This is a genomic window from Phaeodactylibacter sp., from assembly GCF_040219495.1.
GTDB lineage: Bacteria > Bacteroidota > Bacteroidia > Chitinophagales > Saprospiraceae > Phaeodactylibacter.
This window is the reverse complement of sequence record NZ_JAVJSK010000075.1, coordinates 1-15445: the sequence shown is the minus strand read 5'-3', so window position 1 is coordinate 15445 and position 15445 is coordinate 1. Positions and strand designations below refer to the sequence as shown.

At 48.2% G+C, this 15445-nt stretch carries 13 protein-coding genes; 2 read left to right on the top strand and 11 right to left on the bottom strand.

Features of this window, described 5'->3' with window-relative positions:
• Positions 1-369 precede the first annotated feature (369 nt).
• The 4 genes from RIC19_RS11250 to RIC19_RS11235 form a co-directional block, all read right to left on the bottom strand.
• Complete coding sequence (locus RIC19_RS11250; RefSeq protein ID WP_350178417.1) at positions 370-1344, bottom strand: hypothetical protein; 975 nt, start codon at positions 1342-1344, stop codon at positions 370-372.
• Between the two features lie 241 nt (positions 1345-1585).
• A complete protein-coding gene (locus RIC19_RS11245; protein ID WP_350178416.1) occupies positions 1586-2221 on the bottom strand; it encodes a hypothetical protein in 636 nt (211 codons plus the stop codon).
• Positions 2222-2357: 136 nt separating this feature from the next.
• Positions 2358-3497 carry a 5'-methylthioadenosine/S-adenosylhomocysteine nucleosidase family protein gene (locus RIC19_RS11240; RefSeq protein ID WP_350178415.1) on the bottom strand — a complete coding sequence of 380 codons (1140 nt, stop codon included), beginning with the start codon at positions 3495-3497 and terminating at the stop codon, positions 2358-2360.
• A 69-nt stretch (positions 3498-3566) separates the two neighbouring features.
• Entirely contained in the window at positions 3567-3866 is a 300-nt protein-coding gene (locus RIC19_RS11235; RefSeq protein ID WP_350178414.1) for a hypothetical protein, read from the bottom strand.
• 431 nt (positions 3867-4297) lie between these two features.
• On the opposite strand from RIC19_RS11235, the gene RIC19_RS11230 reads away from it, so the two are divergent.
• Positions 4298-5746, top strand: a complete 1449-nt coding sequence (locus RIC19_RS11230) for a hypothetical protein (protein ID WP_350178413.1) — start codon at positions 4298-4300, stop codon at positions 5744-5746.
• Between the two features lie 413 nt (positions 5747-6159).
• On the opposite strand, the gene RIC19_RS11225 is transcribed toward RIC19_RS11230, so the two are convergent.
• From RIC19_RS11225 to add, 7 genes are all read right to left on the bottom strand, one after another.
• Positions 6160-7068, bottom strand: a complete 909-nt coding sequence (locus tag RIC19_RS11225; RefSeq protein WP_350178412.1) for a hypothetical protein — start codon at positions 7066-7068, stop codon at positions 6160-6162.
• A complete protein-coding gene (locus RIC19_RS11220) occupies positions 7061-7462 on the bottom strand; it encodes a hypothetical protein (protein ID WP_350178411.1) in 402 nt (133 codons plus the stop codon). Before RIC19_RS11220 ends, RIC19_RS11225 begins: the two co-directional genes overlap by 8 nt.
• A gap of 512 nt (positions 7463-7974) precedes the next feature.
• Positions 7975-8430, bottom strand: a complete 456-nt coding sequence (locus RIC19_RS11215) for a putative signal transducing protein (RefSeq protein WP_350178410.1) — start codon at positions 8428-8430, stop codon at positions 7975-7977.
• Positions 8431-8451: 21 nt separating this feature from the next.
• Positions 8452-8958: a ferritin gene (locus RIC19_RS11210; RefSeq protein WP_350178409.1), complete on the bottom strand. Its 507-nt coding sequence runs from the start codon at positions 8956-8958 to the stop codon at positions 8452-8454.
• An 85-nt stretch (positions 8959-9043) separates the two neighbouring features.
• Complete coding sequence (locus RIC19_RS11205; RefSeq protein WP_350178408.1) at positions 9044-10087, bottom strand: sensor histidine kinase; 1044 nt, start codon at positions 10085-10087, stop codon at positions 9044-9046.
• 237 nt (positions 10088-10324) lie between these two features.
• Positions 10325-12718, bottom strand: a complete 2394-nt coding sequence (locus RIC19_RS11200) for a TonB-dependent receptor (RefSeq protein ID WP_350178407.1) — start codon at positions 12716-12718, stop codon at positions 10325-10327.
• 111 nt (positions 12719-12829) lie between these two features.
• Positions 12830-13825 carry an adenosine deaminase gene (add, locus tag RIC19_RS11195; protein WP_350178406.1) on the bottom strand — a complete coding sequence of 332 codons (996 nt, stop codon included), beginning with the start codon at positions 13823-13825 and terminating at the stop codon, positions 12830-12832.
• A 77-nt stretch (positions 13826-13902) separates the two neighbouring features.
• Between add and RIC19_RS11190 the strand changes: the two genes are divergently transcribed.
• Complete coding sequence (locus RIC19_RS11190) at positions 13903-15255, top strand: tellurite resistance TerB family protein (RefSeq protein WP_350178405.1); 1353 nt, start codon at positions 13903-13905, stop codon at positions 15253-15255.
• Positions 15256-15445 lie beyond the last annotated feature (190 nt).

Sequence of the window (15445 nt, the reverse complement as noted above, 5' to 3'; positions counted from 1 at the left end):
AAACCTGCAGCAATTAACCGAAGATATATGGGTCGCACATATTGAGCGGAACTGCGCCTATGAAGTCAGGCGAAGGAAGAATCATGGCGATTTAATCTCCAAATTAAAAAACGGTTGACGCCTATGCGGTGCACCGGGACAGACCGATCACTTAAGAGCGTGTTGGGATTTTGCTTTTGGAGCGAACGTAGCCAAACTTTGTTCTGATCAAGGCGTGATACATTCAAGAATGGGATTAAAGGGGCCTGTTCTTGAATCACATAGCCTTAGATACGTGACCGAAAAGCAACGAAGAGCAAGACAAAATTTGGCAAGAGTAGCCCGAAGTGTAAAATCCTAACACGCTCTTAATCAATTTACCTTTCTGCGCTAGTTGCCCCTTAGAAAGTTAGAATTATACCCACGGCTTTGCCCGATTAAAATAAAATTTTCGTCATTCAATATTGCCTCAATCTTCTTCTCTCCATCCAATACCTTACAATTGACTTGTCTTGAAAAAACCTCAACTATTTTAACTTCTCCAATTTTCTCAAAACTTCTTAACTCGCTGATTTGAACAAGATCAAGAGAGGATTTGTCGCCAAACTCATCCTTATCAATTTTGACTATGTCCAATATTTGCCCCTTTCTCAAACCAGAGCTTAAACCACCTTGAAGGGCAATTACCTTTGGGCCCCCTTTCCGGTCTCTTTCAACTACTGACTTCCAAAGTACTCTGACGGGAAAATAGGTGTCAACAAACTCTTTCACCTCCTCGCCCAAGTTCTGAAGAACCGCATTGACAGCCTCTTTGGCAGAATTCTTCCCAATTAAATCCTTTGACTTAACATTAAAGTCTTCCGCTGCAAATATTTTACCTGTTTCGACTGAAATTACTTTAATTGTAAACCCAATTTCACCACCATAACCACCAGTAACTGTTATTGGTGTAGCGACGTTGGCTATGTTCCCTGTAAAAATATATTCTACCCCTAAGATGCGCCCGGCTTTGACGAGGTGAGAATCAGAAACCTTTTGCCAAAAACTATGGTTTTTGGTCATATTATCCATCTGACCTTCTTGAATATCAATGATTTTTTCAAAGTCTAACCGATCAACAACGATAAAACGCTTCGATTGCTGAATAGCTATTTGAACTCTTTCAGCAAGCATTAAAGGGTAATCTGCTTTAGCCTCATCATAGTCAAATGAAGTTGAAAAAGGGATTACGGATACTGTAGTCTCCAAGTCGGGTCCATCCTCTATAATAGATTTTACCGAATCAGCATCTTCCTGAGAAAAAAGGAAGTTTGAAAAAAATAAAAATAAGTAAAGCGGCCATATCTTATTCATGATTGGTTGCATCACTTTGTTTTTTAGGTGAGAAAAAATAGAGCTAAAGGTTGGTGAAAACGCTGAGACTATATTTGGAGCGGGTTCGTTATGAAAATCAAGGAGTTGTAGTTCTGGCTAAATCTTTTTTAGTGCATTTGGCGAGTCACATAAGCTAAAAAAGGTGGCGCCAGAGCTTGCCCCATATTTCTGCGGGGTTTATATAAGCCCTGATTTGCAATAGGAGCAAGCTCCAAACATAGTCTCATTGGACTTACCCCCCCAGAAGAGTGAGACCAAGCAATCCAAGAAGAACAATGCCTGCAGTCTTTAAGAGGTTCCTTCGTTTTTCCACTTCTTCATCTGCTCGGAGTTGGGCCTCTTGTAAAGCAGACGGATTGTCTTTCATTATAAAGGGTAACCCACCATAAACTGCTCCTTTATCGTCGGTACGCATTGCAATCAGCGAATCCTGTCCACTTAAAACCCCATGCATATATTCGATTCGGACCCCTTCATCAAATGAACGCTGACTATAGACCCCCTCTAACTTATTACCCTTAAATAATAAATAGGCTTCAAGGTAGCGAGTATTGTACCAATCATCACCTCCTTTTTGCCCTTCTTCCCCGTGGATCACATTTTGGGCAGCTCTAGTCGGAAGCCTCAGGTTCCTGTCTAGCACCCTATAATTGTAAACTACTACGAAATCTCCAGGAGAAAATTGATGTATAATGTCATATGGAGGGATTTTCAAAATATTAGATACTTCTGATAAATCCATCCCTTGGTTTAATTCTAATAGTCCTGATACGTTTGTAAATGGTGGAGCGGTATATCGACTTACACTACAAGATGAAACTACCACTACTAATACAAACAATTGTGCAAAATTAATTACATTTCTCATAATTAGTGATTTATGTTTTGTTTTGAGTTCCAAAAATAAATTATTGAGATTATGATAAAAAAGAGACTAGTTCTTGGATTTAACTCCTCCATTACTTCTAGCTCCTTCAATTAAAAATCTCAGCCCCCCTCTATTTTCACCCATCCCCCAACCGAAAATCACCACCAACACTAATGTTACTGCCCTGCACCACATTCTTGCTGTTTTGAATAGAGACACCGCCCTTATTATCAGCATCGGCCTCCCGGAGCTTAGCCAGTAGGGCTTCAAGTTCAGCCTTAAAGCCCTCATCTCTTTTGGTGGCTTTACCGACCTCTTTAGAAAGGGACTGTTTCAGGCTATCTTCGTCCTCAATGAACTCCAGGTCGGCTTGGAGGAGAGGCATTATGCTACCCCATACCTCCCGGATGACAGCTGGTGCCTGGGGTGAAAGCGGAAGCTGACCGGTTGGTAAATCTTTGGTAGACAGGTACGGCATCAGCCTCTGAGCAAGGGCTTGCCCGATTTCTTTTGGGTCCATATGTGGTATGGGTTTTAGGTCGATTTGTTTTAGGAGCTCAAAAACAAAAGCAGCAGCATTTTTGGCGGCAATGGGTTGATAGGTTTTATCGTGAGCTGAAGTTTTGCCGTCGAGTAAATCTGATATCCCACGGATGTTGATGCATTCTACGCCATTGAAGTCATGCATGGCCCGCGCAAAACCGATGGCTTCCATTTCCAAAGCCAGGGTGTCATTGTAATATTGCTTTATGGATTGGTATACAGGGCTCTCTGTGGTTGCCACCACTTTCTCGCCGGAAGCAATAGGCCCAAAATACACCATTGATGGGTCCGCCGTTTCGCTATTTCGCTTCCATTGCCCGGCTTCTGCCACCTTTTTGCACTGAAGCTGAAGGGCGGAACTGTAATGAAATACGGAAGGGCGGCTTAAGGTACCCGTTGCGGTTTCCTTACCAGACTCGTACCCATATGCGCGGGTCCCCACTACAATATCACCCAGCCCGGCGTCCTTAATCCCTCCTGCAATTCCAGTAAGAATGACCGCATTTGCTTTGTAAACCTGCAGGGCTTTAAGAGCCGCAAAGCCCACCTGTTGGTTACCGGAACCCGTTTCTACAAGTAAGACACTTAGTGAACGGTGATCTTGCTCTACCTTTCCTGTCAGACATACATAGCTCCCCAGTTCAAAAGGTTCAATTGAACTGAGCATATCGCGCATAGCTGAATATTCTAACGCGATCGGGGTCAGGATTATAACTTTAGCAGGCAGATGCATATCAAAACCAAATATAAGTCAATTTACTTTAAAAACGATAGAATTAATTGACAACTCGACAATGGCCCATCACAATCGACGCTTCTGTAGTACATTCCAAATACTCCTTGCAGATACATTGAACCGCCGGGCCAGTTGCTCCACTGTTTGTGTTTTTTTGTGTTCATTTGCCGGGTAGAGCTCATTGAAGACTTCAACAATGGCATAATGGCGGATCGTGTGTTTATCAATGATACCGTGATCAATGATGTAGGTCGTAAATTGCTCCAAATCCGATGGTAAAGATTGCTCTTGGCAGTATAGTCTAAAATTACGCTGCAGCTTTTGGGTAAAAACATCAACAACTTGTTTTCTAACTTCTTGCTCCATGGCCTTGTCTTTTTTGGGGTGATCCTACCGGCCTCACCTAACCCAATGTGAAGATTGGGTTATTCAGATGAAGGGCAGTTGCTATTCATTCATTTGGTTTTTTGTTCGCATATGAAGGTGAGCCCATGTTGCCACAGGCCCACCAGCACAAAAAGGCTTCCACTCTGAGAGTGAAACATTATGCGAGTTTAGTTTCTTAGTGCACTGAACTTCAGTAGCATGGTGTAAAAGTCGGCTTATCCTGTTGGTTTATCAACCGGATTTCAGCGCCATTCTTGCAGAAAAAACACAAATTTTAAGACACTAAACACTCACTATCAACAACTTATGGCAGCATTTCTTTTTCCCGGATTCAGTGCTTTTTGATCCTTAAACTTTCCCTTTCTACTTTTACACTGAATGCACATGCTTCTTCAGTAAAACAACTGGCTATGCTCAACACTAAAATCGTACAGCTACTTCGGGTAATGCCTGAACAGGAGGTAAAAGCCTTCTTCAAATATGCAGCAGGGGGAATTGGTAAAAACTCTTTGATGGCCGACCTGCTTGCCCTGCTCAAAAAGCACTACCCTGATGAGCTAACTGATGAGTACCTCAGTGAAGCCGAAGTTGCGAAAGCCCTGCGGGAACAACGGTCTAAGTCTGTATTACCCAAAAGCATCACTGAAGCCACTAGCCGCCTGTATAGCCTATTGGAGGATTTTCTCATCCTGGAAAAACTCAACCCTAAATCAGCAACCGGCATGGAAAAAACCAACCGGCAAAAGCGACGGGACCTGTTAATGCTTGAAATTTTCCAGGAAAAAGGCGCCCACCACCTCTTTGAGCGCAAAGCAGATCAGGCCCGGCAGTTGGTTCAGCAGCCCGAATACCTAAGCATTTGGTCTTTATTTGATCAGCTTTATCTGAACCACCTGCTCTATTTCTCCACCAATGATACCAAAAAGAAGGAAACTCAGACCGGGCAGGAAAGGCTGATTGTGCTAACCAGGTTGCTCGATGATTTCTACGAGGCCGCTCATATCCTTTATCAGGCGGAGCTTAAAAACCGTGAAAATGTCTTGGATGATCCGCTCCCTGTGAACAACCATACGGACCTCGCTGAGGAAAACCAAACAGCAACTGAAAACAGACCGCTTGACTTACTGCGCAGAGGGCTTAACCTGGCCAAAGGGTTGAATGACGCCTACACTGACGGTGCCAAACTCGATACGCTGCTGGATTTCTATATCGAACATGGTCAAAAATTCAGCCCGGACCTCCAGATGATCTTGCATGGGTATTGCGTCAACGCTATGAGCCGTCAGGGCAGAAATCAGGATGCGTCCGTGAACACCGCCATTTTCGAAGATTGGTACAACAACGCGGCCCTTAATGAAATGCTTCACCACCACAACTTACTGACCAGCAACCGCTTCATGAACACCATTGCAACAGCCTGTGTAGAACAAAAGACAGGCTGGGCAGAAGCATACCTAAAACAGTACGGCGACAAGCTGCCAGATACGGAACAAGAAGTTGCTGTTGCTATTGCTAAAGCTATGATCGCCTTTCACAAAGGTCAATATGACCGGGTGCATCAACTCCTGGCACTAAGAAAAGCGGTGCCTTCCAGGCTTGAAGCCCGTGCCCGGACCTTTCAGTTACTGGCATTTGTTGAGCAAGATGCCGGCTACGATATCATTATGGACCACTGCAAAAATTTTCAGGATTTCCTTTCCTCACACCAAGATATCGGGGAATCCACCAAAGTTGCTTTCCTAAACCTCCTAAAGGTTATCAAAGCAATTACCAACAATAAAAATGCCAAAGCCGTCTTTGAAAAGCTAGACGGCGAGCCCATCATGTGCCAATCCTGGGTCAAACAAAAAATTTACTAACTCCAGCACAGAAAGTTGTTTACGAAGCGCTTCTTCCATGGAATAAGCAACTGTCCTGCACTGAAGGCTGTAATCAGCGGATCACTGAAAACCAAACATTAAGGCAATACGACTTCCTCAATAATGATCTCCAGGATCTCCATCATCAGGATAAGATCCATAATCAAGATGTTTAGGTAAGAAAATGTGGTTTAGGATACCACAGGCTCTGCCTAAGATGGCACGGATGGCTGCCGTTGGTTAGCCCCGGAAAGGAAGCGAAAACCAGGAAAGCCGGTAAGCCTTTATGGTATTTACCACAAAGATGGGGGCACTAAACATCAAGTATGAGCAGGAATGGCATTCACCCTCCTCCATATGAATTCATATAAATTCAGGCACAGACACCTATCTCATTGTCATGTATGAAAACTTTAGAAAATTCGAGTTGCATCCTTCGAGAGCGCGAGAAAAGACTGGTAATGTGTTCGAAAAAGCTGACGGTGTGTTTGCTTGCTAATCACGGAAACCGGGCAGTCCGCCCGTCGGATGCCGTATAGATAAGGCGCGTATATCATTTGCCCGGACAAGCTTTTACCATCAATAATTAAGAAGTGGGCAACGGGGATATGTCGGTAAAAGAAGACCTGAAAGTCCCCCGGGCTATTTTCCGCCATTAATTCTTCTTTGATCTGAGAAAGCCGTTCAACTGATGCACGGGCTTTTTCCTGCCCCTCGCGCTCTTCGGGTAACACTCGGGCACGGTCATCGAAATACAACCGCGCTTCATTGCAATCGGGATCCAGCAAATATAGCTTAAAATGGACACCTGTGCTGAGCTGAGCAACAATATGGTTTTTGAATTCGTAAGCACTCCGGGTCAGGAAATAACTAGAAAAAGTCCGTAGCCTTAACCCAAACTCAATCACTTCATGTTGTGCCTCATTGATGATCTCAACCTTCTCCTTTATCGTCAAACGCCCTTCGGGCCGGATGATAGAAGAAGTAGAGCCGGGCACTTCCTCTTGCTGCGCTTCAGGTACTACATCGGGCTGCCAACCTAAAGGGCGTTCATCAGAAAGGAATTGTTGCCTGCCGCTATTCCATTGCCATCCAAGTTCATGCCAGACCAATTTTTCCATTGCCAAACGGACCTTCCGGGCAAGAGGAGCACCTATCGGTTTATCGTTGATAATGTTGTTTAAGGAAGCGATTGCTACTTTACAACCGAGGCGAGCTAATTTTCGGTGTACAGAAGCCTGAGTATAGGCACAATGCTCCTGTAATAGCTCCACCCCGGCTTTTATCACTACTCGGTCCTGCTCTGTTAAGTTTTTATTCATCAAATTCACGTAATAGTTCGAGCATGCTATGAGTGATTTTGTTGCGCTGCAACGTAGAATCCTCATATGAGAGCAGCCTCATTCTGTTTTGTTTATTGAAAGCCGCCCATTGGCTTTTGAGCAGATTTACCTGATCAGTTGCATCGTTATCTCCCTTGCCCTTGGCAAAACCAGCCAAAGCCTCCATAGCTTGTTTGAGTTTGCCTTTGGCAATCAGTTGCCTGATCGCTTCGGTATCTTCCTGACCTTTCTGACCGACAAGAGGCGTAGAAGAGGTATGTTGGTGGATGATATCCCCAATGTGGATGTTTTGCCCTTCAATATTCGAGCCGTTGACTACATTTTTACTATCTGTGATACGGGTACGCTGCTTTTCTTTCTCTTGATCTTCCATTGAATCTGATGTTAAGTTTCTTCAATAGGGTTTACTAACGCAAATTTTGTACGTCCCTGAATTGCCTTTTTCACCAGCTCTTCATCACGACTGCCGGTATCTCGTCGCCTGTGGGCTCTGGCCACCGATCAATGCGTAGGCAGGTCCCTCGCCTTCGTAGCTTCACGAAGAAAGGGAATTAAAGGGCTCCCTTTCTGAAGTCGAGGCTCCGGGCGTTCACCCGCTATTTGGCGGAACAGATCTTGATCTGGCAAAAAAACCTAATTCATGCCCTACACAAAACTTACATTAACAAACTCTAAGAGCTTATTTGGAGCGGTTTCGTCATGAAAATCAAGGATTTATGGTTCTGGCAAAGTCACTAAATTTGAGTTTAGCGGGCTAAATGAAAATTTAGTGAGGAAGCCAGAGCTTGCCCCGCATTTCTGCGGGGTTCATAAAGCGTTGATTTGCAATAGTAACGAGCTCCAAACATGCTCTAATATAAAACAAATAAAACAATGCACTGAATCTTAAAAAAAATCCCACCACCTATTCACCACCCCCGAAGCCCGCAAATAAGCCCGCAGAGCCACTAATATAGCAACCAGTACAAGGGCCAGGTACCAGTAAGGATGTAAGCGCCCCTCAGTAGAAGCCTCGCTGAGCTGCCGCTGATATTCGATATCATCGAGGTCGGCATCGCGAAAGTCATTTTCTGTTTCCTGCTCTTTTTGGAAATCCAGGCGGGCGATGATGCGCGTGGTTTCCTCCAGGTCCTGAGCGCGCACATGCAGCCCAATGTCCCCACCACCGCCCAGGGGCAGGGCAGTCATAATATTGGTATTGGAAATGTAGTGGGGAATACCGGCTTCCCGTAAGCGGGCAGCGTAGAGATAAGCTTCTGATGCTCTGAAAAAGTGCCTGGCCGCTACAATGCGGCTGCCTTCTTCAAAAGAACCAAAGTAATCCAGAATTTGCTCTTCCATACGGGAAACCGGTCAATATTGTTATTCCGCTGCCGCTTCGGCTGTTGCGGCTTGTACATTAACTTTCTCAATTTCTTTGTCAATGTAATACAGGCTTTGCGGGCCATCACCAATCAGCTTGATGCGGTCGAGGATGGTGCGCATTAGCGCTTCCTCTTCCCGCTGCTCCTCCACGTACCACTGCAGGAAATTGAGCGTAGTGTGGTCATTTTCCTCATAACCGATTTTCAATAGCTTATGAATGGAAGCCGTTACCTTTTGCTCGTGTTTGTAAACCTCCTCAAACAAGGCACGCACGGAATCAAACCCATGCGGGGGCTGATCAATACCGGGTGTCTTCGCGAAAGCGTCCACCTCGCTGAGGTAGTGGAAGATTTTGAGCATATGCATCCGTTCTTCCTCTGACTGCCGGTGCATAAAACGTGCACAGCCTTCCAGCCCCTGAGCGTCGCACCAAGATGCCATTGATAAATACAGTTGTGAAGCATAGCCCTCCAGCACAATCTGTTCGTTGAGGGCGTTTTCCATGTTTTGTGAAATCATAATTTCAGGTATTTTCCGGGAGCGTTCTGCTCCGCTTTTTTCCAGAAAACACGAAATTACGGAAAAACGATCAGACTTGAAGCATAGGCAGGCGTACTTCAAAAACCCCGTCATCGGCAGAAATCAACACGGGTTCACTCGTGAAGTACCGGTAGCGATTTTTCACATTGGCCAGACCGGTGCCGGTGCCGGGCATGACTTGTGCCTTGGGCTGAAGCTTATTGACGACCACCAGATTGCCGCCCTCTACCCTTACCGCCACCGTTAGCGGCTTCCCTTGTGCGATAACGTTATGCTTAATCGCATTCTCAAACAAGATCTGCAACGATAGTGGCACCACCTGCATGGATTTGACCGCTTCCGGTACATTTAATTCTACTTGTAGGTTGTCTCCAAATCGCTCTTTGACCAGAAAGACGTAAGCGTGCAAGAATTGCAGTTCTTTAGCAAGCGTAACCAGTTTTTTGTCCTTCATTTCCAGAATATAACGGTAGACCCGGGAGAGCTTCTGTACGAAACGCACGGCCTTTTCCTGGTCTTCCGGGATAAGGTAAGTCAGGGTATTGAGGCTGTTAAACAGGAAGTGCGGGTTTACCTGATTCTTTAGCCCTTCCAGCTGAGATTCGACCTGCTCCCGGCGCAGCTGCTCGGTCTCCAGCAAAGTGCGCTTCCAGTTCTGGTAAAGATAAATAGATTCATAAATCGTACCCACCAGTGCAATAATCAGTAAAGAGCCGACGATCAGATCCGTATCGTCAGCGTTTTGCTCGGGCACCAGGGCCAGTATGGGTTGGCAAATTTGCCAAAGCGCTACATTAACGAGTAGGAACCCGATGACCAGGGCAACACCAGTATACATGAGGCGTATGGTGGTTTGGCTGGCACCGGTATAACGCCTGCGGAAGTAAATGAAGACTTGACGGCTCACCATCCAGTAGGCGACCGTATACATAAAAGAAATGCCCAACTTTGGCAAATACCGGAGCAGGCCACTTTCTAATGAACCATTAAACAGCAGCAGCGGAATAAAAAAACTCAGCAGCGGGATACCGATCCACATCAAAAGCCGATCGTCTATTCCTATGGCTTGCCTGACTGTCATTTGGTGCTTCATGGCTTAACATTAAACTACCGGAGCTGGAAACAACCCAACTCCGGTAAGTAAGATAATCAAGAGTTTAGGAAATTAAGAGCGTGTTGGGATTTTGGTCTTCTAGTCGAAAACTAGCAATTTTTTGGTTAGGCGAGACCCGAAAACCGGAGTTTAGCCTTAGCTAAATGAGGATTTTCGGGGCGAAGTATAAGCAAAAAAGTGCAGTTTGCAGACCGATTACTAAAGTCCCAACACGCTCTAAAACTGCAAGCGGTACATGATGTCCGGGAAAAACCCGGATTGCAGCACCCGGTCAACGTTGTTGGTCTCAGGGTTGTAGCGTAAATCAAAGATATTGTCATTATTGGTGATGTTCTGCAAGTCGATGAAGAACTGCTGGGACAAACGCTTCTTTTTGCTGTTCAGCTGGTAGCCAAACTTGAGGTCAAGACGGAAATACGGGTCAAAACGCTCGCTGAAGGCCAGGTCTTCCTGCAGGACTTCCACGCCTGCCACTCTTGAGGCTTCCAGGTTTACCGGGGTGTAGTAACGGCCACCGGCATTGCTCAGGCGCATGTCAAAGGTCAGGGCATTACGCTTGTCCTTTCCAATCTTAAACTCCTTACCTGCCAGGAAGTTGACCACATAGCCGTTGTTGAAAGCGGTATTGCGTTCGATTTCATCACTGCCTTCATACCTGGAATCGAAGAAAGAAGCGGTCAGCAAACCATAGTAGCCATTACTGAAGAATTTCTCCAGGGTAAGTTCCAGTCCGTAGTTGGTTCCTGTGCCTTCGTTTACCAGCCGGCCCGTTTCCGGGAAGACGAAGTCTGCACCGGCGTTGAGCATGGAGAAACTACTCGCGAAAGGTTGTACCGGCACATCACTGATGGACTGATAGTACGTTTCCACTTTGGCCCGCCAGCTTGGGGCGATGCTCCAGTCGTAGCCCAGCACGAAGTGGTTGCTGCGGGTGAAATCCAGGCTTTCATTAGATCGTACAAGCTCGCCGGTGACGGGGTCCGTTTCTGTGAAGAAGAAGACCGGCAGCGGCTGCATTTGGTGGTGCAGGCCATAGCCCAGGCTAAAGGCATGCTTAGGGTGTACCTGCCAGTTTAGGGTGGCACGTGGCTCTACTGCTGAGGTTTTATTAATGTCGAGATATTGGGCATGCACGCCCGCTTGCAGCGACAGGTTATCATTGAAGCGGTAGACTCCTTGTGCAAAAGCCTGCATCAGCGTCATACTGCCTTCAAAGTCCCGCACTACTACCCAGTCGGGTTCGCCGTCCTCATCCAGGTCGGGGCGGCCGTCCCGATCGTCTACACGGGTATCAAGCTGATAGTTTTCTGCCACAATACCTGTCCGCAGGGTAAATCGTGCATTGAATTTTTTGTTCAGGAAAGAAGATACCGCAAGGGTATTGGTCACGTCGCTGACTTCAGTGACCCGGAGCTTTTCTTCTCCATCGTCCAGGAAGTTATCCTGCTCAAAACCGGAGCGTGCAGTGGAAGCAGAAACCACGGTCCGGATGTAGGCATTCTCGCCAACAATCAGGTTGTGCCGCAATCCAATGATGCCCAATTGGGAATCGGCAAAGGCATCTTCGTTCGGGCTGGCGAAAAGGTCTGCCTCATCAATTTCATCGCCCAGGAAGTCGATATCGCTGGTTGCACCGATACCGAACAGGGTAAATTTCCCGGCTTTGCCATTCGCGAAATCCAGGTTGAAACTTAGGTCGCGGTAATCAGGGGTCGCGTTGGTACCCACCGGAATACCGAGCTCATCTGCCAACCCAACAAAGGAGTGCCGGTAGCTCACGAGGTAAGAACTATTCTTTGCCTTGGACATTGGCCCCTCTGCCATAGCTTCCAGCCCACTGAAGGCTGCCATCTGGAACATGTATTCGTGCTCGTCGCGGTTGCCATTGCGGAAGCCCACATCGAAAACACCGCCCAGGGCATTTCCGTACTCTGCCGGGAAGGCTGAAGTCAGGAAGTCGGAAGTTTTAAGCAGGTTGGGATTCAGTGCGCTGACCGGGCCGCCCGTAGTGCCCAGGGTGGAAAAGTGGTTGGGATTGGGAATCGGAATACCGTTGAGGCGCCAGAGTACACCCGTAGGCGAGTTGCCCCGGATGACGATGTCGTTGCGGCTGTCATCCGCTACGGCTACGCCGGCGAAGCTGCCTGCCAGGCGGGCCACGTCGTTGCGCCCACCAGAAAAGCGGGTAACTTCTTCGGGGTTAAAGGAACGGGCACTGATGGTCGCCATTTCGTTCTGGGCTTTACCTTTCTCCACCTTAGCAGTGACCACTACCTCATCCATTTGGACAATGGATTCCTGCAGGCTGAGGTTGAGGGCGGTTTGCTTACCGGCGGTCACCAAGACGTTGGGAATCGTTACGGTCTCGTACCCCAGGTAGGAAATGCGAAGTTGATGCCGCCCCACCGGGATGCCTTCAATGGCAAAACGCCCGTCAAGATCGGTAGCAGTGCCTTTGGAAGGCTCAACGCTAAGCACTTCAATCGTGGCGCCAATGACAGGCATTTCAGATTGCTGGTCAGTTACCGTTCCTTTGATGGTTTGCACCGGTTGTGCCAAAAGGGTCCCTGCAATGAACAGGAGTATCGGAAATAAGAAAAATCGAGTCATGATCAGATTAGGTGTTTGTGAGTGATGGTACAAAGGTGTACGCTTCTCTCCCCTTCCACCACTCATTTCTGATCAGCCGTAGATATCGGGCCCTGAACCGTAGGCCATCGGTTATGAACCGTCACCCCATGCTTCCCGGATTTGACTGAGCAGTCCGGCTTTTATGGTTTCCGTTGTAAAAGCAGCATTAATGGCAGCCTCCAGAGTTGCCCGGTACTGATCAGGCGACCAATGGAAGGCGTGCCCGATCCGCCGGTATTCTTCACTGAGTGAGACGTTGACGAGCGTCCGGCCATCGGTATTGATACTGAGCGGGAAGCCCTCCTGTAATAATTGGTGGACCGCATGGTCGGGCATAGCCGGGTAGATGTCGGTCTGAATATTGCTCGTAGGGCAAATTTCCAGGTGGAGCCCGGATGCCCGTATTTCATCCATCAGCCAGGGGTCTTCGGTAACCCTTACACCGTGCCCGATGCGGCTCAGGTGAAGGTGCTGTACAGACTCGCGCACGCTTTCCGGCCCACGGGCTTCACCGGCGTGAGCAGTGGCCGGGACGCCCTTCTCATGCACGTACTGAAAGGCGGGGATATGCGGCGCCAATTCATAGTTGGCTTCATCTCCCGCAATATCAAAGCCGGCCACACCCTGCCCGTGATAGCGCTCTGCCAGGCGGGCAGTCGCCATGCTTTGCCCGGCACTGAACCGGCGCAGCGTACAGAGGATGAGATTGGCATGAAGCCCGTAAGTGGCCTGACCTTCTTTCAGGGCTTCGAGTACCGTCTCCACCACCGCCTCAGGTGCCAGCCCCTGCTGCGTATGCAGGAGCGGGGCGAAGCGGATCTCGGTGTAGACGACATTTTCACGCTCCAATTGCTGCAGCAAATCGAGCGTAGACAACCGCAGAGCCTCCCGGGACTGCAATAGCTCAAACCCCTTGACCGCCCGCTTAAGGAAATCAGCCAAATCTTTGCATTTGGGCGGCGCAATAAACTCCTCTTCGTATGCCTTTAATGACAAGCCAGGCTTTAACTGCCGGGCCACTGAAAAACTGACCGAACAGTCGAGGTGCAGGTGTAGCTCTACCTTTGGCAGAGAAGAATAGTCCATAGAGCGAATAATTTTGAAGGTGCTAACTTACGGGCATTATTTGTGAAGGAAAACATTTTTGGCCATTACCCTACAGCATGCTGAATTTTAAATCCAAGCGTTGGTTAGAACAATACCTTGCACTGCGGCAGGAGCAGCCTCTGCGCCCAACCGAGCCCATTATACTACCGGAGCAGTTGCGGCAGCAAACCGGGCAACGGTTCGAAAGCCTGCATCAGCCGCTCTTTCAGTGCATGCAGCGCTCCGGGATTTCCTTTGGGTTTCCGGTCACCTATCCCTTTGAAGGGCAAAAAGAGGAAGTTGAGCGCCTGAAGCGGCCGGAATTGGCCAAGCTCATTCTGCTGGATACCTTGTTCTACGCCGTTTTTCTAATGGAAGCGCAACCTAAAGGGCAGGCATACCGGGAGATGGTGGACCGGTTTGGCCGTACATTGGGCGATTACTATCATCAGCTGCACCACCTCTCTGCCGGGCGCACCTATAATTTTGTGGAAGAAATCCTGTTTGAGCGGGTGCAGTACAAACGCAGTTACTTCGACTTCCGCCGCAGCGGCATCAACAGTCACTTGTTCTGGGACATCTACGGTTTTCAGCAATACTACCAGCAAAGTCGCGAAGGCCGCCCCTCTGAAGCGTGGGCAGCCGCTTTGCAGCAAGAGCTCAAGGAGTTGAAAGTACTCACGCTAAAGGTCATCGCTGCGGCTATTCATGCCGACTGGGAAGTCACCCGGCAGGAAAAATTCCTGATCAAACAATTCCGCCGCTCTGCCCGCATACTGAGCCCCAACGAGCAACATGCGGTGCGCAACCTTATCCGGTCGGGGCCTTCGGCCTGGGACATTCAGATCCCCGAAAACCTGCATTGGGCCGGGCGGCGCCACTTGCTGGATGTAGCGCTGATGGGCGTTTATGCGGACTCGGAGATCGATCTGCAGGAAACCCACCTGCTGGCAGAGCTTGCTTTCCGGTTGCGCCTTACTGATGACGACCTGATCAGCAGCAAGGCCAATCTCGGGGTATTCCTTTTTCAATACGGAGAACAGCTGCATTTCTATAAAGCCCGCAAAGCAGGCGTCCAACTCGTCTGGGATGCCGTAGCGGAGAACACCCTCAAGCTCGGCCGGGCTGCCAGGATGGAAGCTGTGGAAACCCGGGATATGGCCCTTACGCTGAGCCGGCTGCTCCACCGGCGGTTCAGGCCAAACAGCAAGACACCGATTCCGGACGAAGCAGAGATCAAAGCAGCCATGGAGCAGCTCAAAGACCTGCCCAGGTTCTTACCCTTTTTCAGCCTCATCTTTATGCCCGTACCTGGTATCACCGAGCTGTATATCATCACCGCTCTTAGCCTGGAGCGGTTTAGCCGGGGCAAAATCAGCCTGCTGCCCAGTCAGCTCCGGCGTTTATCCCGGAAAGAAGAAGAAGAGTAAAAGCGTGTTGGGACTTTTGTCTTCTAGTCGAAAACTAACCATTTTTTGGTTAGAGCATGTTTGGAGCGGTTTCGTCATGAAAATCAAGGATTTGTGGTTCTGGCAAAGTCACTAAATTTGAGTTTAGCGGGCTAAATGAAAAATTTAGTGAGGAAGTCAGAGCTTGCCCCGCATTTCTGCGGGGTTCATA

What these genes read in the sequence shown, in the direction of transcription:
- RIC19_RS11220 (WP_350178411.1), bottom strand. Translation starts at nt 7,462, where the DNA reads ATGGAAGATCAAGAGAAAGAAAAGCAGCGTACCCGTATCACAGATAGT.
- RIC19_RS11205 (WP_350178408.1), bottom strand. Translation starts at nt 10,087, where the DNA reads ATGAAGCACCAAATGACAGTCAGGCAAGCCATAGGAATAGACGATCGG.
- RIC19_RS11225 (WP_350178412.1), bottom strand. Translation starts at nt 7,068, where the DNA reads ATGAATAAAAACTTAACAGAGCAGGACCGAGTAGTGATAAAAGCCGGG.
- RIC19_RS11230 (WP_350178413.1), top strand. Translation starts at nt 4,298, where the DNA reads ATGCTCAACACTAAAATCGTACAGCTACTTCGGGTAATGCCTGAACAG.
- RIC19_RS11235 (WP_350178414.1), bottom strand. Translation starts at nt 3,866, where the DNA reads ATGGAGCAAGAAGTTAGAAAACAAGTTGTTGATGTTTTTACCCAAAAG.
- RIC19_RS11250 (WP_350178417.1), bottom strand. Translation starts at nt 1,344, where the DNA reads ATGCAACCAATCATGAATAAGATATGGCCGCTTTACTTATTTTTATTT.
- add (WP_350178406.1), bottom strand. Translation starts at nt 13,825, where the DNA reads ATGGACTATTCTTCTCTGCCAAAGGTAGAGCTACACCTGCACCTCGAC.
- RIC19_RS11200 (WP_350178407.1), bottom strand. Translation starts at nt 12,718, where the DNA reads ATGACTCGATTTTTCTTATTTCCGATACTCCTGTTCATTGCAGGGACC.
- RIC19_RS11215 (WP_350178410.1), bottom strand. Translation starts at nt 8,430, where the DNA reads ATGGAAGAGCAAATTCTGGATTACTTTGGTTCTTTTGAAGAAGGCAGC.
- RIC19_RS11240 (WP_350178415.1), bottom strand. Translation starts at nt 3,497, where the DNA reads ATGCATCTGCCTGCTAAAGTTATAATCCTGACCCCGATCGCGTTAGAA.
- RIC19_RS11245 (WP_350178416.1), bottom strand. Translation starts at nt 2,221, where the DNA reads ATGAGAAATGTAATTAATTTTGCACAATTGTTTGTATTAGTAGTGGTA.
- RIC19_RS11210 (WP_350178409.1), bottom strand. Translation starts at nt 8,958, where the DNA reads ATGGAAAACGCCCTCAACGAACAGATTGTGCTGGAGGGCTATGCTTCA.
- RIC19_RS11190 (WP_350178405.1), top strand. Translation starts at nt 13,903, where the DNA reads ATGCTGAATTTTAAATCCAAGCGTTGGTTAGAACAATACCTTGCACTG.